Source organism: Rugamonas apoptosis (assembly GCF_014042355.1).
GTDB lineage: Bacteria > Pseudomonadota > Gammaproteobacteria > Burkholderiales > Burkholderiaceae_D > Rugamonas > Rugamonas apoptosis.
Window position 1 is genome coordinate 161117 of the sequence record NZ_JACEZU010000004.1, and the last position, 23679, is coordinate 184795.

17 protein-coding genes are annotated in these 23679 nt (G+C 61.8%); 9 read left to right on the forward strand and 8 right to left on the reverse strand.

The genetic code is table 11. The annotated features are described in order from the left end of the window. The first annotated feature begins 17 nt into the window (after positions 1-17). The 4 genes from H3H39_RS10015 to H3H39_RS10030 all read left to right on the forward strand — a co-directional run bounded on the left by H3H39_RS10015 (position 18) and on the right by H3H39_RS10030 (position 2908). On the forward strand, positions 18-767 hold the full coding sequence (locus tag H3H39_RS10015) for a DUF481 domain-containing protein (RefSeq protein WP_182153230.1): 750 nt from the start codon (positions 18-20) through the stop codon (positions 765-767). Positions 768-836: 69 nt separating this feature from the next. Further along, the gene (gene purT, locus H3H39_RS10020; protein ID WP_182153231.1) at positions 837-2048 is read left to right on the forward strand and encodes a formate-dependent phosphoribosylglycinamide formyltransferase; all 1212 of its coding nucleotides are present in this window, start codon (positions 837-839) and stop codon (positions 2046-2048) included. Between the two features lie 160 nt (positions 2049-2208). Beyond that, the gene (locus H3H39_RS10025) at positions 2209-2655 is read left to right on the forward strand and encodes a Tse2 family ADP-ribosyltransferase toxin (protein WP_182153232.1); all 447 of its coding nucleotides are present in this window, start codon (positions 2209-2211) and stop codon (positions 2653-2655) included. Between the two features lie 31 nt (positions 2656-2686). Then, positions 2687-2908, forward strand: coding sequence for a Tsi2 family anti-toxin (locus H3H39_RS10030; RefSeq protein ID WP_182153233.1), 222 nt, complete (start codon positions 2687-2689; stop codon positions 2906-2908). A 28-nt stretch (positions 2909-2936) separates the two neighbouring features. Here H3H39_RS10030 and H3H39_RS10035 read toward each other — a convergent pair whose 3' ends face one another. The 5 genes from H3H39_RS10035 to H3H39_RS27830 form a co-directional block, all read right to left on the reverse strand. Next, positions 2937-3773 carry a LytR/AlgR family response regulator transcription factor gene (locus tag H3H39_RS10035; protein ID WP_229217984.1) on the reverse strand — a complete coding sequence of 279 codons (837 nt, stop codon included), beginning with the start codon at positions 3771-3773 and terminating at the stop codon, positions 2937-2939. 20 nt (positions 3774-3793) lie between these two features. Then, positions 3794-4975: a sensor histidine kinase gene (locus H3H39_RS10040; RefSeq protein ID WP_182153234.1), complete on the reverse strand. Its 1182-nt coding sequence runs from the start codon at positions 4973-4975 to the stop codon at positions 3794-3796. A gap of 20 nt (positions 4976-4995) precedes the next feature. After that, on the reverse strand, positions 4996-6495 hold the full coding sequence (locus H3H39_RS10045) for a carotenoid oxygenase family protein (RefSeq protein ID WP_182153235.1): 1500 nt from the start codon (positions 6493-6495) through the stop codon (positions 4996-4998). A gap of 11 nt (positions 6496-6506) precedes the next feature. Continuing rightward, entirely contained in the window at positions 6507-6926 is a 420-nt protein-coding gene (locus tag H3H39_RS10050) for a DUF2141 domain-containing protein (RefSeq protein ID WP_182153236.1), read from the reverse strand. Between the two features lie 245 nt (positions 6927-7171). Then, on the reverse strand, positions 7172-10612 hold the full coding sequence (locus H3H39_RS27830) for a response regulator (RefSeq protein ID WP_229217960.1): 3441 nt from the start codon (positions 10610-10612) through the stop codon (positions 7172-7174). A gap of 234 nt (positions 10613-10846) precedes the next feature. Here H3H39_RS27830 and H3H39_RS10060 point away from each other — a divergent pair, with 234 nt between their 5' ends. The 5 genes from H3H39_RS10060 (at position 10847) to H3H39_RS10080 (ending at position 20400) form a co-directional block, all read left to right on the forward strand. Further along, positions 10847-14422, forward strand: a complete 3576-nt coding sequence (locus H3H39_RS10060; RefSeq protein ID WP_182153237.1) for a CHASE domain-containing protein — start codon at positions 10847-10849, stop codon at positions 14420-14422. An 81-nt stretch (positions 14423-14503) separates the two neighbouring features. After that, the gene (locus H3H39_RS10065) at positions 14504-14881 is read left to right on the forward strand and encodes a group III truncated hemoglobin (protein ID WP_182153238.1); all 378 of its coding nucleotides are present in this window, start codon (positions 14504-14506) and stop codon (positions 14879-14881) included. 112 nt (positions 14882-14993) lie between these two features. Next, entirely contained in the window at positions 14994-15275 is a 282-nt protein-coding gene (locus H3H39_RS10070) for a TehB family protein (RefSeq protein WP_182153239.1), read from the forward strand. An 87-nt stretch (positions 15276-15362) separates the two neighbouring features. Beyond that, entirely contained in the window at positions 15363-15794 is a 432-nt protein-coding gene (locus H3H39_RS10075) for a hemerythrin domain-containing protein (RefSeq protein WP_182153240.1), read from the forward strand. Between the two features lie 673 nt (positions 15795-16467). Continuing rightward, the gene (locus H3H39_RS10080; RefSeq protein WP_182153241.1) at positions 16468-20400 is read left to right on the forward strand and encodes a hypothetical protein; all 3933 of its coding nucleotides are present in this window, start codon (positions 16468-16470) and stop codon (positions 20398-20400) included. Between the two features lie 271 nt (positions 20401-20671). Here H3H39_RS10080 and H3H39_RS10085 read toward each other — a convergent pair whose 3' ends face one another. The 3 genes from H3H39_RS10085 to soxX are packed head-to-tail and all read right to left on the reverse strand — an operon-like array spanning position 20672 to position 23676. Beyond that, entirely contained in the window at positions 20672-21268 is a 597-nt protein-coding gene (locus H3H39_RS10085) for a thioredoxin fold domain-containing protein (protein ID WP_182153242.1), read from the reverse strand. A gap of 28 nt (positions 21269-21296) precedes the next feature. Beyond that, positions 21297-23018, reverse strand: coding sequence for a thiosulfohydrolase SoxB (gene soxB, locus H3H39_RS10090; RefSeq protein WP_182153243.1), 1722 nt, complete (start codon positions 23016-23018; stop codon positions 21297-21299). Between the two features lie 37 nt (positions 23019-23055). Further along, positions 23056-23676 (reverse strand): sulfur oxidation c-type cytochrome SoxX, encoded by a 621-nt coding sequence (gene soxX / locus H3H39_RS10095; protein ID WP_182153244.1) that lies wholly within the window; start codon positions 23674-23676, stop codon positions 23056-23058. Between the last annotated feature and the right edge of the window lie 3 nt (positions 23677-23679).

Consider the following 23679-nt stretch of genomic DNA (forward strand, 5'->3'; position numbering starts at 1 on the left):
GGCCGCCCGAATCGACCATGAAATCACTCTCCCTCGCCACGCTGGCGCTGGCACTGGCCATCGCCCATGGCGGCGCCATTGCCCGTACCGCCCCCGAACGCACCTGGAACACCTCCGCCGAACTGGGCGCCATCGCCACCTCCGGCAACACGGTCGGCGCGTCCATCACCGGCAAGATCGACGCCAAGCAGGAACTGGAAGACTGGAGCAACGAGTACATCGCCAGCGCCTACTTCAAGGAAGATGAAACCCACAACGCCGCCGGCCAGAGCGTGCGCGAACGCTCGGGCGAACGCTATCTGCTGTCGGCCAAAGCCGCCTACAAGCTGCTGGAAGAAGGAGAAAAAATGTTCGTGCTGGGCTCCCATGTGGGCGACCGCTTTGGCGCCTACACCAGCTACACCACGCTCGGCGTGGGTCACGGGTCACGCTGGTACACGGACCAGGACAAGTCGCTGGACATGGAAATCGGTCCCGGCTACTTCAGCGGCCGTCGCGCGGGCGGCGAGGTGGAAAGAGGCCTTACCATCCGTGGCGCGGCGGCGCTCAAATGGCAGCTCAGCGACGCGGCCGTGTTCACCCAGAATCTGAGCGTGGAACGGGGCACGTCCAATGTGCACTCCATGGCCGAATCGGCGCTGCGCACCAAGATCAACAGCACCATGCAGATGAAGGCAGCCTTCAGCGTGCGCAACGACACCGACGTCCCGGCCGACAAGAAGAACACCGACACCCAGACTTCCGTCACACTGGTCTATTCGTTCTGACGATACACATCCCCGCTGATCGCTGCATAATTTGCTATCATTCCGCACCCAATCATTCCGGACCACCCCATGACCACTCCACGCACTTTCGGCACTCCCCTCTCCCCATCGGCCACCAAGGTCATGCTGCTCGGCTCCGGCGAGTTGGGCAAGGAAGTGATCATCGCGCTGCAACGCCTGGGCGTGGAAGTGATCGCCGTCGACCGTTACCCGAACGCCCCTGGCCACCAGGTGGCGCACCGCGCCCACGTCATCAACATGGCCGACGGCGCCGCGCTGACGGCCCTGATCGAACTGGAAAAGCCGGACCTGATCGTGCCTGAAATCGAAGCCATCGCCACCGACACGCTGGCCGCGCTGGAACAGGCGGGCAAGATCACCTGCATCCCCACCGCCCGCGCCGCGCAGTTGACCATGAACCGCGAAGGCATCCGCTGCCTGGCGGCGGAAACGCTGGGGCTGGCCACTTCGCCCTACCGCTTCGCCAGCAGCCTGGCCGAGCTGGAGGCGGCGTGTGCGCAGATCGGTTTCCCGTGCGTGATCAAGCCCGTCATGTCTTCGTCGGGCAAGGGCCAGTCCAAGATCGACAGCGCGGCCGAAGTGAAGGCGGCGTGGGATTACGCCGCCGCCGGCAGCCGGGTCGACGCCGGCCGCGTGATTGTGGAAGGCTTCATCGACTTCGACTACGAAATCACGCTGCTGACGGTGCGCTCGCTGGGTGCCAACGGCCAGATCGAAACCAGCTTCTGCGAACCGATCGGCCACGTCCAGGTGCAAGGCGACTACGTGGAATCGTGGCAGCCATGCCGCATGGACCCGGTGGCGCTGGAACGCGCGCGCGACATCGCCCACAAGGTCACGGCCGACCTGGGCGGCATGGGCGTGTTCGGCGTGGAGCTGTTCGTCAAGGACGACATGGTGTGGTTCTCGGAAGTGAGCCCCCGTCCGCACGACACCGGCATGGTGACCATGGCCAGCCAGATCCAAAGTGAATTCGAACTGCACGCCAAAGCCATCCTGGGCCTGCCCGTCAACGTGGCGCTGCGCGCGCCGGGCGCGTCGGCCGTGATCTACGGCCAGCACGAAGCCAAGGCCATCGCCTTCGAAGGCGTGGCCGAGGCGCTGCGCGTGCCGGGTAGCGACATCCGCCTGTTCGGCAAGCCGGAGTCGTTCGCACGGCGCCGCATGGGCGTGGCGCTGGCCACGGCGGACGACGTGGAAACGGCGCGCGCGCGCGCCAAGGAAGCGGCGTCGCGCGTCAAACCGGTGCTGCCGAAGTAAGCACGGACCGGGACTGCGAGGGTGGACTTCCCCCCTCGCTGCGATGGCTTCCACCTTGGAACTTGCCATTTGCGGAAAATCAGCCAATACTGCTAGGACTTGCATACTAAACAAGACTGCAGTTTTGCTATTTTCCCTGAAATCGCAAAGGAGGCTGGTCATGCCCGATTGTCCCGTTGATCTCTGGCGCGCGCTGCACAGCGACGATTTTCCCGAAGGGGCCACCCTCCCCGACGGCAGCGCCCGCACCGGCATCCTGTATCCCCTGTTTGAACAGAAAACCCTGCCCAAGCCGGGCGGCGGCACCCGCACCCGGGATCCCGACGTGACGGTGCGCGGTGGCATGGTGCAAACGGGCGGCGGCACCTCGCTGTTCGACCGCAGCCACTGCTTCAAGGGCAAGAGCTGGCGCTACTTCAACATCCCGAAGGACACCGTCGTCGATCCCAATCTGAAGATCGTCTCAACCGGCTACAATGATTTCTTCAAGGCCGAGCATTACCAGATCGAGGTGGAGAAACCGATGTTCGTCGCCACGTTCAAGGGTGCACTGGACAATCTGGCGCGGGCCGCCATCCTAAAATCCGTCGAGAATGCACGCAAATAATGCCCGACTATTCGCCAGCCAGGAGAGCGCAATGAGTATCAGCGACCAAACCGTGATCATGGCCATCCGCGCCATCGCCGCCAAGACCAGGGAACTGGAAACGCAGATCAACGCAGGCGACGATGACGACGTGTCCTATCTGGAGGAGGAATTGCTGGCGTACTCCAAGGCCCAGATGGACCTGAAGCGCCACTATGCCATCGTGCAGGTACAGAGCGACAACCTGCCTCCTTACGACAGCCTGCTCGACTAACGCCGCATCGCCATCGACCGCATCGCCATCACATCTGCCGGAACAGGTCCACGTAATTGCGGCTCACCACCAGTTGTTCCGGCCGTCCCTTCAGCTGCACCATGAGGCGGCCGCGAAAATCCTGCCGGGTGCCGGCCACATGGCGCGCCGCCACGATCACACTGCGGTGGATTTGCCAGAACTGGTGTTCATCGAGCTGCTCGCGCAACTTGCTGAGCGGCGTGCGGATCAGGCTTTCGCCGTCGGCCAGAAACACGCTCGTGTATTTGTCGTTGCTCTGGAAATAGATCACGTCTTCGACGGGAATCAAACGCGTTTCATCGCCATGCGCCGCCCGTATCCATTGCAGGCTGGCGGCAGGCTGGGCCACCGTCGACGTCGGTGCCGGCGCTGGCGTGGGGGCACCCTGGATGGCGCCTTGCACGCCCAGCTGTCCCGCCAATTGCTGCAACAGCGCCTGCAAGGCCACAGCGGAAGCATCGCCGGACACGGGCACGGGCGCCATGGTGCCGGCGCGCTCCCCTGTCTGCTGGGCGTGCAGCGCCGCCTTCAGCTTGGCCACCGTCTTGTTCAGCCGTTCCTGGCTGGCCGGCTTGAGCAGGTAGTCGACCGCCGAATGGTCGAACGCCTCCACCGCGTACTGGTCATACGCCGTCACGAACACGACGCGCGGGGGCCGCTCGCCCGACATCAGCCTGGCCGCCACATCCAGCCCCGTCATGCCCGGCATGCGGATATCGAGGAACACCACGTCGGGCGCTTCCTCATCGATCAGTCGCAGCGCGTCCAGCCCATTGGCGGCCTTGGCCACGATGCGCAGTTCCGGCCATGCGCTGGCCAACTGGATTTGCAAATGGTCGCGCAGGTGCGCTTCGTCGTCGGCGATTATGGCGCGGGGGTAGTTGATGGCAAGCTCCCATTCAATGGCAGCAGCAGACGCACGGTCATGCCGCAAGGTTGATTTTCCAACAATTGTACTTGAGCCGCGCCGCCATACAAAGTGCCCAGCCGCTCGCGCAGATTGCCCAGACCCACGCCACCACCGCGCTTGCTGGACACCGGCCCCGTCTCGGCCAGCCCAACACCTGTGTCGCGAACTTCCAGGCACAGGCGGCCATCGTGCACCCGTGCCGCGAGCACGATCTCGCCACCCTCGACCTTCGGTTCAAGGCCATGCGCGATGGCGTTTTCCACCAGCGGCTGCAGCAGCATGGGCGCGATGACGGCCGCGCGCAATTCGGCAGGCACCTCGATGCGGTAGCGCAGCCGGTCCCCCATGCGCACACCGAGCACGTCGAGGTAGGCCGCGATCAGGTCGGCGTCCGCGCCCAGCGTGACAGCCTCCTCGCGGCTGGCGGCCAGGCTGGCGCGCAGGTAGTCGATGAAACGTTCCAGCATGTGCTGCGCCTGCGCCGGCTGGGGCGCGATCAGGCTCACCACGTTGGCCAGCGTGTTGTACAGGAAGTGCGGTTCGATCTGGGCCTGCAAGGCGCGCAGACGGGCTTCGGCCAATTGGCGCGCGCCCGCCTCCAGTTGTTCGCGATGCCGCGCCGCCTGCGTTTCTGCCGCGATGCGGCGTTCGCCGGACAGGTGCACCACCACCATGAACAGCGCGACGAAGACGGCCAGGGGGAGCACTTGGGTCACCGCCTGGCGGCTAATCAACAGGTGCAGCGGATCGCCGGCGCCCAGCAGCGCTTGCCCAAGCGTATATCCGAGCAAGGCGCATGCGCCCGTCATCCCGATCCGGTACGCCAGCTGCGGCAGCCCGCGCGCGCGGCGTGGCCAGCCTCCCAGCAGGCGGTCCCCGGCCAGTGTGCACAGATGGATCAGGTAGCCGATCAGATTGGAGATCAGCACCATGGGCCACCAGTAATCGGAAAGTGTCACCCGGCCGCTCCCGAACATCAGGTACGCGCCGGTCAGGCACAGCGCCAGCCCCATGTTCCAGATGCCCGTGTAGACGACATCGCGCAGCGGCGATGAAGGCCGGCGCCGGAACAGCGGGATCATGTCCAGCGGATGGAGGCCCGGCCTGATCTCCGTCTGGCTGCTTGTTTGCGTCATGCCTGGAATTCCTAAAGTATTCATGCAGGCAGGAAGTTACCATGAAAACAATGGGGCGCGCGATAGGAAAGGCGCGCCAACGCCACCGGGCCGGCGCTCACGCGGGCCGCGTCGAACACGGTCAGCACCGTCTGGCCACGGCGCGTGTCCTGCGCCACGCCCACCAGATAACCATCCGTCTCCGAGCGCGCATGGCGGCGTGGCACCAGCACGTGTTCCTCCACCTGCCAACCGGCGTCGAAGCGGTAACTGTCTGCCTTGCCGCTGTCGGTGTCGATCAGGTTCACGGTGTTGAGGATGAACTCAGGGCTGTCGGCGCTAGCGCCCAGCACGGCCAGCTTGCGGTGGCGGGCCGACACCACCTGCGGCGCCACACGGGGAAACTCGCTGACGCCGAACAAGCGCGCCTCGCGCGCCTGGCCGCTGGCCAGATCAAGCGCGAGCTGCACGGTGGCGTTGCGGCCGGGCCGGTTCGGCCGCAATTCCCCGCGCATGGGCAGCATCGGCTCGGGCAAGGCATCGCCCTCGTACAGCACGGCGTCGAGCCGGATCGTGCCGCCATCGTCGTAGGCGTTCCCGAGATGGAATACGGAGCGCGGGGGCAACTCGAACGTAGCACGCACCTCCAGCGTCTCCTTGGACACGACCACCGCCCGCAGCGGCCGCGCGGCCTTACCGCCGCCGGCCCACAGGTGGCGCGCGGCCAGGCAAAGCGAAGTATCGGGCGACAGGTCATAGGGTGGAATCAGGAAGATCAGGTGGCGGGCGCTCACAGCGAAGTCGTGCACCATGTTCAGGTTTGGCACCTTGAGCAGCGCCATGCGGCCCAGCGTGCCGTCGGCCTGCAAGCGGTAGATAGCCAACCGGTCGCTGCCCGGCAGGTTCCCGAAGTTCCACAAGCCGCCATCCGGATCGGCCTTGGGGTGGGCTGAGAACGGCATCGCTTTCAGGTCGTCGCGCCAGGCGTGGATGCCGCGCGTTTCGAGCGTCTGGGGATCGAGTTCGGTGGCCGAGCCACCTTCCCACAACGCATAGACCTTGCCGTTGAAAGGCAGCAGATTGGTATTGGCCACGTTGACCGTATCGTTGTTCTTGTAGGCCTTGCGCGCCACGGGAGTGCCGAAGGCGGAATACAGGAAGCGGCCGGCGGTGCTCTCCTCGCGAAATTTCTGCGTCTGCACGAAGCGGCCCCGGTGGCTGACCTTGCCATTGCCGATTTGCCAGCGCTGGGCGTAGCCGTCGCCATCGAACCAGTGGTGATAGCGTTCGCCGCCCAGTTCAAAGCGTCCCGGCCCGTTGCGGAAGAACACCCCCTCCAGGTCCGCAGGCAGGTGGCCGATGATGGCCCCGTCCCCCGCCTGCTCCCCGGTGGTGTCGGCAAACACGGTCAATTCAGGATGCGCATCCAGCGCGCCGTGGAAGCTGGCGAAGGTGGCGCTGTCGGCCAGCGCGGTGCCGGAAGCCAGACCCAGGGCGCCCAGGCTCAAGGTACGGGACAGGAAGTGGCGGCGATCGGTCATGGTGTGCACTCTCAATTCAGGCTGATGTGGATGACGGCGCCGGCGGCGGGCAAGACGACACGGGCTTGTTCGAAGCTGGGCGCGCCGCGCCGGCCCATGGCGTTGTTACTGAATGCGTAGTCCTCGATGGGCATGCCCACCGCGTTGCGGTCCATCTTGCCGTTGCCATTGGCATCGTGATACAGCGAGATGGCGTAGTCGCCCTCCGGCATATTCTTGAGCACCACGGTGGCGCTGCCGGCCACGGCCGGGGCCTGGACGGCCTTGGTGGGCTGTTGCAGGAAAGTGGCGGCGGAATCGAACACGGCGATCATCAGCTGGCCTTCGGCACTTTTGACGTCATCGATCACGACCGTCAGGTCAGCGGCGCCGGCGCGGGCGGCGCACATCAAGGCCGCCACGCAGGCCAGGGTCTTGAACAGTGGTTTCATATCGCTTCTCCAGTGGGTGGTTGACTGGAGTGCACTGTAGCGGTTTCGCCTGGAGCGCTGCCACCGATGCGACGAAATGCAGGGAGGCGGCGCCGAATGCACTCGGGCGGCGCGAAATGCGGGACCACCGGCGGCCGGGATCATCCCGCAAGGTTGGTAAAATAACTACCGCCCAAATCGCGCAATCCCGCCACACCGCACACACGGCTTCTCGCATGCCTGGTCGCTGAGCGTGGAGGACGGCCTCACCCGCCCTGCCCGGCCGCGATGGCAGCGCCGACCAGGCCCGCCCGCCCGGCCGGCAACTGGCGCAGGATGACACTGAACATCTGCTCCACGTCGATTGGCTTGGCGATGAAATCGTTCATGCCGGCCATGATGCATTCCTCCTGCTCCAACTGCATCACGCCAGCCGTCATGGCCAGCACCGGCACGTCCAGCCGCAGTTCGGCGCGGATCGCGCGGGTCGCTTCAAAGCCATCCATCACCGGCATCTGCACGTCCATCAGCACGGCGTCGTAACCCTCCGGCTGGGCGCGTAGCATGTCGAGCGCGATCTGGCCGTTGTCGGCCACGCTCACCTGGGCGCCCGCGAATTCGAGCATGCCGCGCGCGACGATCTGATTCAGTGGATGATCCTCCACCAGCAGCAGCCGCAGGCCTGCCAGGCGTTGGGCGGCCGCATCGGGCACGGGCGCGCGCGGCGCGTCCACGCCGCGGTGGGCCAACGCTTCGTGCAAGGTGTCGAACAGGCTGGACGCCGTCACCGGTTTGATCAGCACCGCGCTGGCGTCGTGCGCCTGCTGGGCCGCCATCAACTTGTCGCGGCCATACGCGCTGACCATGATCACCACCGGCAGTTCGCCGTCCGGCAGCGCCGCCCGCAGCGCCTGCATGGTGGCCAGGCCGTCCATGTCGGGCATCTGCCAGTCGGTCAGCACGGCGTCGTAGCGCGCGCCATCGGCCAGGCCTTGCCGCAGCAGGGCCACCGCCTCCGGGCCGGAACGGGCGCTGTCGGCATCCCACTTCCAGGCATGGATGGTCTTGCACAGGTAATCGCGGCTGGTGTCGTTATCGTCCACCACCAGCAAGCGCAGCGGGCCGACATTCGCAGCTGACGCGCCCTGTTCCGCCGCCACCTGCAACGGCACCGTCACGGCGAAGCGGCTGCCACTGCCCACCGTGCTGTCGACGACGATGGTGCCGCCCATCAGGTCGACCAGGCGCCGGCAAATGGCCAGCCCAAGTCCGGTGCCGCCGAAGCGGCGCGTGGTAGAGGCGTCGGCCTGGCTGAAGGCCGAGAACAAGCGGCTTTGCTGGTCCGCGTCCATGCCGATGCCCGTGTCGCAGACGACGAAGCGCAGGCTGGCGCTGTCGCCGTCGCGCGCGGCCAGCTCCACCAGCAGCGACACTTCGCCCTGCTCCGTGAACTTGACGGCGTTGGCCACCAGGTTGATCAGGATCTGCTGCAGCCGCATGGCGTCGCCCACCAGCGACGGCGGCACGTCGGGATCGACGCCGATGGCCAGTTCGATGTTCTTCTCGCCCGCATTCAGCGTCATCACGGTGGCGATGGCGTTCAGCACGTCGTTGAGCTGGAACGCCATGGGCGCCAGTTCCATGCGCCCCGCCTCGATCTTGGAGAAATCGAGCACGTCGTTCAGGATGCCCAGCAGCGCCTTGCCCGAGGCGAGGATCATGTCCAGGTATTTCTTCTGCACCGAGCTCAGTTCCGTATTGCCCAGCAGGTAGGCCACGCCCAGCACCGCGTTCATCGGCGTACGGATCTCGTGGCTCATGTTGGCAACGAATTCGCTCTTGGCCCGGCTGGCCGCCGCGGCCCGTTTTTCGCTGGCGGCCTGCTGCAGTTCGGACGTCTTGCGGGCCGTGATGTCGGTCGCCATCAGGTAGGTGCCGGCGACCGTGCCATCCGGCGCCACGTCGGGCACCAGGTCCACCATGAAGTGCTGGATCCGCCCGCCATGGGCGATCTCGCGCTCGTAGTAAACCCGCTCGCCATTAAGCGCCCGCGCCAGTTCCGCGCGCCACGGTTCGGCCGTCCCTATGCCTATTTCCTCCACCCGCTTACCGAGCATGGATTGTGGTTCTATACCCCACTGGCGCTGGTAATGGCTGTTGGTGAACTGATAGCGGCCTTCCCGGTCCAGGTAGGCGATCAACACAGGCAAGTTATCGGCGATGATGCGGGCCCGCTTCTCGCTGGCCGCGATCTGCTCTTCGTAGGCGATGCGGGCCGACACGTCGTGCAGGAAGGCGGTGGCCATATAGCTGTCGCCGTCGCGCAGCACGCCCACCGACAGTTCCACCGGCACTTCGCTGCCGTCGCGCCGCATGGCCGGCACCCGCACCCGGTTGTTGACGATGGGGCCGGTGCCGCTGGTGGCGAAGGCGCGCATGCCGGCCACATGGTGCTGGCGCAGCCGCTCCGGCACCAGCAGATGGGCGATATCGGCGCCGATGGCCTCATCGCGGGTCCAGCCGAAGGTGCTTTCCGCCTTGGCGTTCCATTCCGTGATGGCGCCCTGGCCGTTACAGCTGACAAAGGCGTCGGGCGCGCGCTCCAGGATGTTACGGATCAGCGTTTCGCTGTCGCGCGTGCGCTGCTGGGCCACTTCACGCTCGGCCATCACGCGGTAAAAGGCGCCGCTCAGTTCTCCAATTTCATCCTTGCGGTTCAGTTGCAATACCTGGATGCCGGCGCGGCTATGGGTGATGCGGGTCAGATTGCGCCGCAACTGCTCCAGCGGCCGCAGCAAGCGCGCCATGCCCAGCCACGACAGCAAGCCCGCCAGCACCGCGAACACGGCGGCCGCGCCGGCCGCCTCGTAGCGCATCTGGCGCAGCGGCGCCAGCGCCTCGTCGCTGGGGAAACGGGCCGCCGCGATCCAATCGGTCTGGCGCAGGCGCTTGTAGGAGTAGATGCCTTTCACGCCTTCCTTGTTCTCGGCCTCGGTCCAGCCTTCGAAGCCGTCCAGCGCCATTTCCGTGGCCACGTTGCGGCCCGGCCGGTCATTGATGTTGCGCAGGATGCGCGCCTTGCTCGGGTGGCTCAGCAACACGCCCTGGGCCGTCATGATGAAGGTGAAGCCGGTACTGCCCGGCTTGAGCGCGCTGAGCGACTGGAACGGGGCGTAACGCAGCAGGTTGATACCACCGGCCAGCACCAGCGCCAGCTTGCCGTTGCGGTCGTACACGGGGGCCGTGAGCAGCACCGTGGGCGCGCCCACGATATGGCTGAAGAACGGCGCCGAGATCACGCCGTGCCGGCCGGCCAGGGTGCGGTCGAAATACGGCTGGCCGCTGGCGTTGAACGGTTGCAGCGGCATGTCGGTGTCGAAGGTGTCGAGCAGCGCGCCGTCGCTGGCATAGACTTCCATGCTGTTGAACGCTTCGCGGCTGGTGGGGCGCTCGGCCAGGAATTGGTGCAACAGACGCCGGTCGCGGTGGGCCGCCTCCGGCACCGATTCGGCCAGCGCGGCCAGCATGGCCAGCTTGCCGGCCAGGTGTTCGTCGATGTGGGCGGCGGCGCCGGACAGCAGCGCATACTGCTGGTTACCGATCACGGCCTTCATGTCCCGTTCCGCCAGCGCCAGCGCCACCACCGTCACCGTCACGGTGGCGGCCAGCACCAGCACCACCACCAGGGTGCTGAGGCGGGATTTCAAGCTGGAAGGTAAAAAACGGTTAAACGGCATGGGCGATGTGGTCGTCACAACAACAATGAAATCCAAGTATCACACGGCGCGCCCCGAAAGGCCATAGCGACGCCTGTGGCGTGAGGGATACGGAGTTCGCCCCATCGGGGAAGCGGAGGCCGCGCGGCACCGGATTTATGACGCCAGCGCCAGCAATTTGCGCTATAGTTATTTCCCCGGTTGCAACATTGGAGCCCCCCTTTCATGGCCGACGGCGTGGACACGACACAGCAGGCTAACGCGGCACCGCCCCGCTCCCGGGCGCTGGCGGCGTTGCTGCCCGTGGTGCTGTTGGCGCTGATTTATTATGGGGCGGCCCGCCTTGGGCTGCTGCTGGCCTTCGCCCACAGCAACGCCACGCCCGTCTGGCCACCCTCCGGCATCGCGTTCGCCGCCACGCTGCTATTCGGCTACCGGCTGTGGCCCGGCATCCTGATCGGCGCCCTGGCCGCCAACCTGGTCGCGTTCCATGCCAACGGCCTGCCCATCGACGGCAAGGTGATCACGGTGTCGCTGGCCATCGCCATCGGCAACTCGCTCGAAACGCTGGTCGGCACAGCCCTGATGCAGCGCTACACGGACGGAGCACGGCCGCTCAACCAGCTCCATAACGTGTATAAATTCGCCGTCGTCGCCGTGGTCATGTGCCTGGTCAGCGCCGGCATCGGCAGCAGCGCGTTGGTGCTGTCGCACCTGGTGCCGGCCAACGCCCAGTGGACCGTGGTGAGCACCTGGTGGGTGGGCGACACGGCCGGCGTGCTGCTGGTCACGCCCACCCTGCTGGCCTGGCGCCATGCGCGCAACCAGCGCTGGGGCGGCACGCTGCTGCGGGAGCTGGGGCTGTCGTTCGTGGTTCTGGCGACGGTGCTGTTGCTGGTGTTCGGCCGCCACTACCCGGCCGACAGCGAAACCCAATGGCTGGCCTACCTGGTGCTGCCCTGTATCGCCTGGTCGGCCTGGCGCCACGGCCTGCGCGGCACCAGCCTGGTGTGCCTGGCCACGGCCGGCGCGGCCGTGCTGGGCACCACCAATGGCCTGGGGCCGTTCGCCTCCGGTACCCTGAACGATGCCCTGATTTCCCTGGAAAGCTATGTCGTGGTGTGCAGCCTGCTGGGCATGGTGCTGTGCGCCGATGCGCGCGAACGCCAGCGCCTGGCCAAGCCGCTCCATGACCGCATCTCCACCCAGTGGCTCACGCTGCTGGGGGGCGCGGCGCTCACCGTCACCGTCTGGCAGCTGGTGGGGGCCAGCACGGAGCGCCGCGCGCGCGAGCACTTCGAGGTCAGCTGCCAGAATATCCAGCAGAGCATCCAGAAGCGCATGACACTGTACGAAACGGGCTTGCGCAGCGCCCAGGCCCTGTTCAAGGTGTCCCCCAACGTGTCGCGCCAGCAGTGGCACGACTATGTGCAAGGCATCGCCATCGACCGCAACTTCCCCGGCGTGCAGGGCATGGGCTATGCGCGCTATTTGAAACCGGGCCAGCCATCGGCGCTGGAACGGGAAGTGCAGGCGTCGGGCTATCCCCAATTCCGCGTATGGCCCCCGGCCGACGCCGATCGCTACGCACCCGTGCTTTACCTGGAGCCGTTCACTGGGCGCAACCTGCGCGCCTTCGGCTACGACATGATGTCGGACCCCACCCGGCGCAAGGCCATGCTGACGGCGGCCCGCAGCGGCCGGCCCACGCTGACGGCCAAGCTGACGCTGGTGCAGGAGTCGGAGGAGCAGGTGCAGGCCGGCTTCCTCATGTTCCTGCCCGTCTACTTGCCGGACGCGCCGCAGGCGACGCCGGAGCAGCGCATGGCGGCCCTGCAGGGCTTTGCCTACAGCCCGTTCCGCACGCTCGACCTGATGCGGGACGTGCTGGGCACCGCTAGCACGGCGGTGCAGCTCGATATCTACGACGGCGACACGACCGATACCGGCGCGCGGCTCTACAGCAGCGGCAGCCGCACACCCGAACAGGTCCGCCTATATCCCAATCCCTTCCAGCGCACGGCCGCGCTGACCGTGGCCGACCACCAGTGGACGTTGCGCTTCACCTCCCTGCCCGCCTTCGAGGATGCCATCGACCGCCAGAAAAGCCACATCGTGCTGCTGGCCGGCACCGTCATCAGCCTGCTGTTCTTCGGCGTAGTGCGGGCCCTGACGGCGCGCCGCGAATACGCCATGGCGCTGGCCGAGGACATGACGGCGGCCCTGCGCCGCTCGGAGAGTTCGCTGCTGGCGGCTAAGGAGCAGGCCGAGGCGGCCAGCCGCGCCAAGAGCGAGTTCGTGGCCAATATGAGCCACGAGATCCGCACCCCGCTCAACGCCGTGCTGGGCATGACCCACCTGCTGCACAACACGGAACTGTCGCCGGACCAGCGCAAATACCTGGACATGATCACCCAGTCCGGCAAATCGCTGCTCAGCATCCTGAACGATGTGCTGGACTTTTCCAAGATCGAGGCGGGCCGGCTGGAACTGGCGCCGGCCCGGTTCCAGCTGGCCACGCTGCTGGAGGCGATAGCCACCATCATGACCGTCAACGCCAGCGACAAGGACCTGGAACTGGCGATCGGCGTCACACCCCAGGTGCCGCTGCACCTGATGGGTGACGCGCAGCGGCTGCAGCAGATCCTCGTCAACCTGGTGGGCAACGCCATCAAGTTCACGGAAACGGGCACCGTGTCGGTACTGGTGGAACTGGCCGGCCGCGACGGCAGCCAGGTCCAGTTGCGCTTCGTGGTGCGCGACACCGGCATCGGCATGGAACCGGCCCTGTTGCAGCGCATGTTCGCGCCGTTCTCGCAGGCTGACGCCTCGATGACGCGCCGTTTCGGCGGCACCGGCCTGGGGCTGGCCATCTCGCGCCGCCTCGCCACGCTGATGGGTGGCGCCATCACGGCCCACACGGAACCGGGCCATGGCAGCGAATTCGTGCTGACGGTGCCGCTGGCCGTGGCCGATCAAGGCACCGAGCGGCCCACGGCCACCGCGCCCTTGCTGGTGGTGGACGACCATGCCGCCAGCCGCGACTACCTGTGCCAGACCATCCGCGCCTGGCACGGGGGCGCCGATGGCGTGGCCAGCGTGGAGGCGGCCGCCATCCACCTGGCCCGAGCCGATACCCGCTACGGCGCCGTGCTGCTGGACTGGCAGATGCCGGGACCAAACACCCAGACGGCCATCGCGCGCCTGCGCGCGGCCTCGCCCGGTACGCCGGTGCTGCTGATGGTGAGCGCCTTCAGCCAGGGCAAGCTGCTGCAGACGGACGTATCGTACGCGGGCGACGCCGTGCTGCTCAAGCCCGTCACGCCGGAACGGCTGGCCAGTGCGCTGCGGCAGGTGCACGCCGCCATGGCCAGCGCCCCGGCCGAGAAGGTCCAGCAACGGCTGGACGGCATCAGCCTGCTGCTGGTGGAGGACAATCCGCTCAACCAGATCGTCGCGCGCAGCATGCTGGAACATGCGGGCGCGCAAGTGCACACGGTGGAAAACGGCCTCCTGGCGCTGGAAGCGCTGCGCGCCGACAGCGGCCGCTACGACCTGGTGCTGATGGACGTGCAGATGCCCGTCATGGACGGTTTCGAGGCGACCCGCCGCATCCGCGAAGAGCTGGACCTGAACCTGCCGGTGCTGGCGATGACGGCCGGCGTGCTGCTCTCCGAGCGTGAGCAATGCATCGCCTGCGGCATGAACGACTTCATCGCCAAACCGGTGGATGTGGAGCAGATGCTGCGCGCCATTGTGCGCAACTTGCCGGCGCTACGCCGCAAGGCGCTGGCCGGTTGAACGGCGCGGTTGTGGCAGCGGGCCAATTAATGTAGTATGCAAGATATAGCTTTAACCGCTAACCATCTTGACCCTATCATCATGAGCACCCTGGAACTGACCCCCGCCGCCATCGCCACCCTGGTCCACACCTTCTACGACGACGTGCGTGCCGACCCGGAACTGGCGCCCATCTTCAACAACGCCATCGGCGACCAGTGGGAACCGCACCTGGCGCGCATGGTGGAATTCTGGTGCACCGTCATGCTGGGCCACAAGAGCTTCCAGGGCAATGTGTTCGGCACCCACATGCAGCTGTCCGGCGTGGAACCGCGCCACTTCCGCCGCTGGCTGGACCTGTTCATGGCCACCGTGCAGCGCCTGTTCGCGCCCGAAGTGGCCGAGGAATTCCTGATCGTCGCGCGCCGTATCGCCTCCAGCCTGCAGTACGGTTACTACGGCAAAGTCGTGGCCGAATAAGCCGTGATGGACCCGCTAAGTGCCGTTTCGGGTTTTAAGCAGTATCACATATACCTGTTTTAGAAAAACCTGCCATAATGGGCCATCCCAGCGGCATTCAAAGGAGATCAGCATGAAAACCATACCCGATCATGTCGTGCACTATAAAAGTTCTCCCGTGTTCACGGACAGCACCGTGCCGCAAGCGCTGCAACAGGGCCACACCACGGCCGCCGGCGTGTGGGGTCGCATCACCGTACTGGAAGGCAGCCTGCGCTACCGCATCACGGCCCCTTCAGTGCAGGCGGAAGAACACATCCTGACGCCCGAGCGCCACGGCGTCGTCGAACCACAGATCGAACATGAAGTGGAAGTGATCGGCCCCGTGAAGTTCCAGGTAGACTTCCACCGCTAGAGGGGCCGGCACCTTGCGCCGGCCCATGGCGGCCTTAAACATGCATATTAAATACATATTCAATAGCTCTCACCACGAAGGAACACCATGAACATCGACAAATTCAAGCACCAGCACATCGACATCCTGAGCGACATCGCCACCTTGCGCAAGCTGGTGCAGACAGGCATCGCGCCCGCCGCCAGCGCCATCGCCGCCCGCATCGTCTCGATGAGCGGCGTGATCAAGTTGCACCTGGCCGTGGAGGACCGGGTGCTGTATCCGGCGCTGGAAGCGAGCGGCGACGCCGAACTGGCGCGCCTGAGCCGCCAGTTCCAGGGCGAGATGGAAGGCATCGCAGCCAGCTACCTGGCTTTCGCGGCCAAGTGGAACACGCCGCGCCTGCTGGAGCAGCAGCCGGAAGTGTTCCGCGCCGAAGCCAACCAGGTGCTCAAGACACTATACGAACGGATGAAGCGGGAAGACCGCGAGTTCTACCCGGCCATCGAAGCCGCTAGCGCCATGCCGATGGCGGCCTGAAAAGCCGGCTCGTACCGGATAGCGCCCATCCCGGCCATGGCCGGGCTTGGTTGTATCGTGGCCGTTCTCCATGCGTGAGTACTCGGATGTGTCTGGGACCGTTGACGCCTGCGAAACCCGCCTGTCAATCAGATGAATACATCTAGCGGCGATCTGCGCCCGCATTTCTCCAGCACAGTTATATTCTAGTTGGTCGTATATAGCCGAGTGCTACGGGAGCGGGTGTTGGCTAAACCACCCAACCCGTTCGAGCGAGGCCAGTTCGACGGCCTCACGAGTTTCCGGGGGAGCACGGCGGTGGGTCAACTCAGACTTGCGCAAGCCGCTATCTAGAGCTAGTGCACGCTCATCCAGTCCAGCTACGGCTGCCAGCCCAGCGTATTAATGCAACAATTTCCGTCTGGCGGCCTCGCCCGGCCCACTCGGTAAGTCAGCCGGCACGGTACGCCGCTGACCTGGCAGCATGGCCGGAGATCTTGGTCAGATGCGAAAATTGATACATTCGGCCCGAATCTGTAGTCACGATGAACCGAAATTTCCATTCGCGAAAGGCCGGAATACCCAACAACGTAACCTTCCCCCAAGCGCCAGTTGCCTGAAGCAAACGATGAGTCTTTCTTATGTTCAGACTGTCTGTTACAATTTTCTTACGAAAACCACATCAAAAGCAGATATGAATTCCCCATCGAACAGCAAGGCGGTTCTTTTCATTCATGGTCTCGGAGGAGACCTCACGACTTGGGGGGAAATGCCAGCGCTATTGGAGAAGGAAGAAGGATTTAACTGGGACTTAATTGAGTTCACGTACCCTACCCCGACTTGGGGAATTAGATTATTCCCTTTTATTCAACATAAATATAGTCCAATTCAAATATTAGCAGATTCCCTAAAAACTGAAATTGATGAAAAATTTAGCCAATATGAGGAGATCGTTCTTGTCGCACATAGTTTGGGAGGTTTAATTGCACGACAGTATTTGCTTTCTGAAAGCATTGCAAATCGTTTGACCAAAATTCGTAAGCTGGTATTGTATGCAGTCCCGAATCTCGGCAGTTCTCTCGCTCTCATAAGCCGAGAGTTGTCCATAGGCGCAAACGCGCATGTTGGGCAGCTATGTAAGAACAGCGACTTTTTAGACCTACTTAAAGTAAACTGGGCACGCTCCGCAGTTGAAGATGGTCTTGATATAACAGTGGTAGTTGGTGCGAATGATCATATCGTTAGTTTGGATAGCGCTGTAGGAATGTTCCGCAATCGGACTCGTGAGCCTAAGGTAATCGCTGAAGCAAATCACAAAAACATAGTGAAGCCTAAATCAACCGATGATTTAGCATTTGTTATATTAAAGAATGTTTTAAAAAAAAAGAATAAACTCAATCGAAGCCAACTGAAAGGCTCCTTGAATGTTCAAGAGTGGAGGAATTACAAAGAAAATTCCTCAGTACCGTTCGAACTTGATGAAAAACGAACCGCGCAACTCAAGGATTTATCCTCTCACATTGGTCGACAACAGCAGGCAATTAGAGTGGTGGGTTTGTCTGGTCTGGGTAAGACAAGACTCATCTTGGAGGCGGTCACAAGCCAACCTGAATTAGAGGACGAAGTGGTTTATTACGATGCAGCCGGAGATGGACGGGCCGTGCTTCGTTGGTTGCAAGATTGTATTCCTAAAAAAGAGGTCGGAACATTAGTCGTAGATAATTGCTCTCCCGCACTTCACGTGGAATTAGCTCGTGAAATCTATCGGTCCGATAGCGCGGTTTGTCTGATTACCGCCGATTATAGTTATGAGAAAATTAGTGAAACCCCGATCCTTAAGCTTGAGCGTTTTGATGATGTCATAATTGAACGAATGTTGGCACCGATCTACAAATCTCGTATTGACGATTTTGAACTTCGAAAGATTGTACGGTTTGCCCAGGGATTTCCTCGTCTCGCTGTGATGCTAGCGGATGCTCGATTGAACGCGGAAGGAAATATGGGAGCACTCAATGATGATCTGATTGCCAATAGGCTGTTATGGGGATCCGGCCAACCAAGTGAAGAGCAGGAACAAATACTCCAAGGTTGCGCATTATTTGAGCATTTCGGAATTGAAGCGGAAGTTAGTCCCGAATTTGAATTTATCGCAGCGCATGCCGTTGGCATCGAACGTGAAAAATTTTATGGATACGTACAAGATTTTGTGGAGAGAGGAATTATCGATAAGCGCGGGAGATATGGGCAAGTCGTTCCCAAGCCACTGGCTATTCGACTGGCCGCGAAATGGTGGCAGCGCTCGTCTCGCGAGAAGCAACTAAAGGTAATCAATTCGCTACCAGCCGAGATGGAGCAGAGCTTCTGTGATCAGATCGCTCGGTTAGATTTCCTGCCAGAAGTTAAAGTGCTCACTGAGCGACTTTGCGGTCCTCAGGGCCCTTTTGGGCAAGCGGAAGTGATCCTGTCGGAAAAGGGTTCGCGTCTCTTTCGCTCCTTGGTTGAGGTGAACCCAGACGCAACCGCTGATGCAATCGATAGGGTTTTATCTAAAATTTCGTCAGAAAGTATTTTTTCAATAAAGGGCCCTGTACGTAGGAACCTTGTTTGGGCATTGGAAAAGCTTGCGTTCCGCGAGAATACTTTTGCTCGTGCAGCCAGTTGTTTATTCTTACTAGCTGATCAGGAGTCAGAGACTTGGAGCAACAACGCAAGTGGAATATTCTCTCAACTCTTCAGATTGAGGCTGTCAGGTACCGCCGCCCCGCCGTCTCTTAAATTTTCAGTTATTCAAAATCTTTTAGCAAGACGCCTGACAAACGGAAGCAAGGTTATCACTGAAGCTTTGAGATGTGCTATTGAAGTTCACGGAGGATCGCGCACGGTTGGTGCAGAATATCAAGGTTCAAGCGCGCCGATTTTAGAATGGGAACCAAAAATTTGGCAGGAAGTCTATGATTACTTAGATAAATCCGTTGCGATTCTTCTGAGTATCTTCATTGAAGATATTGGCATGCGTCGCGAGATCAAAAAGATTTTTGGTTTATCGATCAGAAACTTGGTTTCTTACGGACGAATTAGCCTGTTGGATCAGTTCATTTCTAAAATAATACAGATTGATGGAATTTTTTGGATTGAAGCTCTCGAGAGTATTAACAATACACTTGAGTTTGACATGGAAAATTTATCAAGTGATGCGCGTGCTGCATTAATGAGTTGGAAGCGAACTTTAGATGGTACGGATTCTAATATTGCGGACAAAATAATAATTCAGGTGATTGATGCCCCCTACGAACATTCTCAATCTGCAGACGGTAAATTTTTAGATATTGCGGCCCTTCGCGCAGAGGATTTGGCGACTCAAATATCAAAAACGCCAGAAATTTTATTCGATCTTATGCCTATTCTTCTAGGGCCTGGAAAACATAATCAAACGTATGTGTTCGCTTCTAAGTTAGGTTCTCTGTCTGAATCTACTGAGATCATAGATTCAACTATCTCTTTTATTATCGAGAAGTCGCCCGAAAATATAAAATTTGCTCTGGGATTGTTGTCTGGCGTATTTAAGAAGTCTCGTTCGACTTGGAAGAAGATCGTAACTGATCTTGCTTTACGTGAGAGCCTGCAGAAATATTCTATCAATTTCCTGAAGACAGGTGAGATAGATGACGAACAACTCCAATTCATTTTGGACCTGAGAAAGAAATCGCTTGTTAGTGTCGATGACCTACGCGGTCTTTCGTATGGAGGCTCATTAGACCACGTTCCAGTTGAGTCATGCATTAGATTTGTCGAGATATTAATTAAAGGTGCAGATAGAGACGACATCTATTGGCTAACGTTAGATATTTTATTTATGTATTGCCACGGCAACAAGCTCAAGAGAGATCAGTGCGCTCTTTTGTTCGAAGAAATAGTACTAAAATGCAACCTTGATACCAATCAGGCATTCAGGGACTATCATGAATGGGGGGAAACCTGCAAATGGCTAGCAGACCAGCGCGGATCAGAATTCTCTGTGGGATTTACATCAAAAATATGCAAAAAATTGCTTGGCAGCACTGATTTTAATCACGACCTAATCAGAATCGCAAAACCAGTTTTAGCGCGTGCGATCGGGAATTACGCTATGGAGACATGGGAAGTGTTGGCAGACTGCATATTAAAAGCCGAGGGGATTTCTCGAATGTATTTTCAATGGCTCTTTGAGTCAGAAAACACGTTCGGCCGAATTAAAAACGGGAGTCTTATAGCACATATTCCTAAGGATGAAATTTTTGAATGGTGTCACAACCATCTCGATATCGGTCCAGAGTTCGTGGCGCGAGTAATCGATGTTTTTCAAGCTGGCGAGGACGAAACTCCCTTTCTAAATCCAATGGTAATAACACTTCTGGACAAATTTGGAGCGAACGAGCATGTTGGAAATGAATTAATTGCGAATACTTTTTCGCGCGGCTGGACCGGATCAAGGCTACCTTATCTTATGGATGAGATTCGGGCTATCGAACCACTTGAATCGACAACTTCACCGAACGTGTCTGCGTGGGCGAAAAAATATATAGCTTCGCTTAAAGCTGACATTGAACGTGAAAAACTAGATGAGGAAGAAAATAGCTTGAAGTTTTAATACTACAGTCCGCCCCGCCGTTATTTTATAGACGTCGTGGCGGCGCTAGGTGGCGCTCGATGGCTAAATCGGTGCCGGCATTCTTGAAGTATTGCCAAGCGCTGGGTTGTGAGTCTTAGTGGTGGAGCGGTCGATGAACTGCGAACCCTGGTCGGTCAGTTTTCTGGTCTTGCTCGGTGAGTCGAACTTAAGCATACTAAGGAAACCGCGTCGCTGCGTTTTTGTTCGCAACGGGGCGGAAACGGTCCTTCACAATCCAGATCGTGCCAGCTCACTGAGCTTTGCCGCCTGCGCTAGAGGCCAGCCTGCGTACCGCCTCGGCCAGCGCGTTATCCAGATAGCCGCCATACAGGCCGGTGGTGTCCCCGCCCACGATGGGTGGCGCCAGCAAAGCGCCGCTGGCGTCCAGCAGCACCACGGTTGGCGCGAAGCGCGCGTGATAGCGCGCCGCCAGCGCTTTGCCGCTAGTGATGGCGCCGTCGAAGCCTCGCAGCGGCGCCGTGTCATCCAGCCCTGCTTCCCGCACCACGGGCCGCCGCGCCAGCGGCAAGTCGCGCTCCAGTGGCAGCAGGTAATTGCGCCGCACGACCAGGCAATAAGCGCAGTCGGGCAGCGAGAACAACAGCACCACGGGCATGCCGCGCGCCGCCGCTGCGGCACCGTCGGCGCGCAAGTCCTGGGCTGGCGCCAGCAACGCGTCATCCGCCCGGCATGGGGACGCCGCCAGCGCCACTGCCAGCAGCGCCGCCGCCAACCCGGCCAAGCGGCCCGCTGCACGCACGAGCGCCTCGGCGGACCGGGTCGCTGCGGGCGCCATCGGCTCGGTGGACAGGATCGCAGCGCGTACCACGCCGCCCTTCAATGACATGCTTTCCCCTGCCCGCATGACCATGGCATCAGGACAGCGCGATGCCAGGATTGCCATCCATGCCGATCAAGCGCGGCGTGTTGAGCTTGCGCGGCGCGACGGTCTTTTTGTCGCGCAGCCATTTGCCCACCACTTCCCACACCGGTTCCCCGGTTGCACCTTCGGCCACGGGCGCCCAACCGGCCACCTTGTAAGTCTTGTCGGCGTCGATCAACTTGCCGTTCAGGCGCATGTCCTGGATGCGCGCGCCCATGCGGGCGTTCGGTTCGATGGCGTAGCTCATACCGCCCACCCGTACCATGTCGCCGCCCTGCTGGTAGTATGGATCGGGATTGAACAGGTTATCAGCCACGTCCTCCATGATGTTCTTGATGGTGGCGCCCGTCATTTCCGTCAGCGTGCTGTAGGAATAGGTGGTCGCCGTCTGGTCCATCAGGTGTTCCATCAGGATCGGGCTGTCCGGCAGCAGCGAGGTGCCCCAGCGGAAGCCGGGCGAGAACGCCAGGTCGGCCCCCTTCACGTCCATCAGCGCGTCGACGATCAGCTGGTCGAAGGTGCCGTTGAAATTGCCGCGCCGGTACAGCGTGCCCTGGGTCATGGCCAGCTTTTCGTTCAACCTGGCCTCATAGGGCGCGCGGATCTTTTTCACCAGCGCCGTCATGTCGCGGTCGGCCGGCAGGAAGTTGGAGAACACGGGCAGCAGCTTGTAGCGGAAGCCCTGGATGGCGCCGTCGCGCACGTCGAAATCGAGCACGCCGAGGAATTTGCTGTTGCTGCCGGCGTTGGTGACCAGCGTCTTGCCGCCGCCGTTGGATACGATCACGGGCGCCGGCATGCCGTCGTGCGTGTGGCCGCCCATGATGGCGTCGATGCCGCGCACGCGCGAGGCCATCTTCAGGTCCACGTCCATGCCGTTGTGGGACAGTACGACGACCACCTTGGCGCCCTTGGCGCGGCACTCGTCCACCATCTTCTGCATGTTCTCCTCCTGGATGCCGAAGCTCCATTCCGGCACCATATAGCGCGGATTGGCGATTGGCGTGTAGGGGAAGGCCTGGCCGATGATGGCCACCTGCACGCCGTTCATCTCCTTCATCACGTATGGCTTGAACACGGGGTCGCCGAAGTCCGTGGTCTGGATATTCTGGGCCACGAAATCGACCTTGCCCTTGAAGTCGCGCTCGACGATTTCCTTGACCCGCTTATCGCCCAGCGTCATCTCCCAGTGCGCGGTCATCACGTCCACGCCCAGTTCGAGGCAGGCGTCCACCATGTCCTGGCCGTTGGTCCACAACGCCGTGGCCGAGCCTTGCCAGGTATCGCCGCCATCCAGCAGCACGGCGCCCGGCCGGCTGGCGCGCATGCGCTTGACCAGCGTGGACAGGTGCGCGAAGCCGCCCACCTTACCGTAAGTGGCGGCCGCCTGTTCAAAATTGAGGTAAGTGAAGGCGTGCGCCTCCGGCGAGCCGGGTTTCATGCCCGTGTGGCGCAGCAGCTGTTCGCCCACCAGGTGCGGCATGCGGCCCACAGCCTGGCCCACGCCCAGGTTGACGTTCGGCTCGCGGAAGTACACCGGCGTCAGTTGCGCGTGGCAGTCCGTGAAGTGCAGCAGGTGCACATTGCCGTAGCGCGGCACGTCGTACAGCGCGCCGGCCGATGGCGCCGCCAAAGCGCCTTTGGCGTCGAGCAGCATGCCGCCAGCCGCCGCGATGCCCATCACCTGTATGAATTCCCGCCGACTCAGACTCATATCGTTTTCCTTATCATTTACACGGATTCGGCCGCCATCACTGATTGACGGGCGAAGCGGGATCCAGCAGCAACGCCATCACGTCGCGGATCTGGGCCTCGGTCAGGATGCCGTTATGGCCGAAGCGCGGCATGCTGGAGCAGGCGCGGAAGGCCTGCGAGTTGAAGATCTTGCCCCAGGTGTAGCGCACGATCTCGGCACTCTGGCCGCGCAGCTTGCCGTACTGGTACAGCGACGGGCCGATATTGCCGAACGAGATTTCGTCCTTGCGCAACTGGTGGCACGCATAGCAATTGCCGCCGTTGACGCTGCCCACCGCGTCCGACGATTGCATGCCGCGCCCGTTCTGGGCGATCTTCTCGCCCTCCTCCCACTTGCCCAGCCAGACGCCGTCGGCCGGATAGACGATGGTCTTGAGCTGGCTCGCTTCGATCTTCGCGTCCACCTTCCTGGCGCGCGCGGCGGGCTGCTCGCTGCAGATCTTCTGCACGTCATCCTGCTGGCTCACCCGTTCCACCGTGGCCGGGCCCTTGGAGCGGAAGTCGCTGGACAGCATGTCGTGCGCCATCTTGCCGTAATCCGGTCCCGCTGCCGCCGCCACGCCCATCGTGCAGGCGCCCGCGATCAGCAACGCCGCTGCCTTGTCGATATGTCGCATCCG

Excerpts from the sequence above, each read along its gene's own strand:
- purT (WP_182153231.1), top strand. The coding sequence starts at position 837 with ATGACCACTCCACGCACTTTCGGCACTCCCCTCTCCCCATCGGCCACC.
- H3H39_RS10030 (WP_182153233.1), top strand. The coding sequence starts at position 2,687 with ATGAGTATCAGCGACCAAACCGTGATCATGGCCATCCGCGCCATCGCC.
- H3H39_RS10045 (WP_182153235.1), bottom strand. The coding sequence starts at position 6,495 with ATGACCGATCGCCGCCACTTCCTGTCCCGTACCTTGAGCCTGGGCGCC.
- H3H39_RS10060 (WP_182153237.1), top strand. The coding sequence starts at position 10,847 with ATGGCCGACGGCGTGGACACGACACAGCAGGCTAACGCGGCACCGCCC.
- H3H39_RS10025 (WP_182153232.1), top strand. The coding sequence starts at position 2,209 with ATGCCCGATTGTCCCGTTGATCTCTGGCGCGCGCTGCACAGCGACGAT.
- H3H39_RS10085 (WP_182153242.1), bottom strand. The coding sequence starts at position 21,268 with ATGTCATTGAAGGGCGGCGTGGTACGCGCTGCGATCCTGTCCACCGAG.
- H3H39_RS10065 (WP_182153238.1), top strand. The coding sequence starts at position 14,504 with ATGAGCACCCTGGAACTGACCCCCGCCGCCATCGCCACCCTGGTCCAC.
- H3H39_RS10070 (WP_182153239.1), top strand. The coding sequence starts at position 14,994 with ATGAAAACCATACCCGATCATGTCGTGCACTATAAAAGTTCTCCCGTG.
- H3H39_RS10015 (WP_182153230.1), top strand. The coding sequence starts at position 18 with ATGAAATCACTCTCCCTCGCCACGCTGGCGCTGGCACTGGCCATCGCC.
- H3H39_RS10040 (WP_182153234.1), bottom strand. The coding sequence starts at position 4,975 with ATGACGCAAACAAGCAGCCAGACGGAGATCAGGCCGGGCCTCCATCCG.
- H3H39_RS10075 (WP_182153240.1), top strand. The coding sequence starts at position 15,363 with ATGAACATCGACAAATTCAAGCACCAGCACATCGACATCCTGAGCGAC.
- H3H39_RS10080 (WP_182153241.1), top strand. The coding sequence starts at position 16,468 with ATGAATTCCCCATCGAACAGCAAGGCGGTTCTTTTCATTCATGGTCTC.
- soxB (WP_182153243.1), bottom strand. The coding sequence starts at position 23,018 with ATGAGTCTGAGTCGGCGGGAATTCATACAGGTGATGGGCATCGCGGCG.
- soxX (WP_182153244.1), bottom strand. The coding sequence starts at position 23,676 with ATGCGACATATCGACAAGGCAGCGGCGTTGCTGATCGCGGGCGCCTGC.
- H3H39_RS10050 (WP_182153236.1), bottom strand. The coding sequence starts at position 6,926 with ATGAAACCACTGTTCAAGACCCTGGCCTGCGTGGCGGCCTTGATGTGC.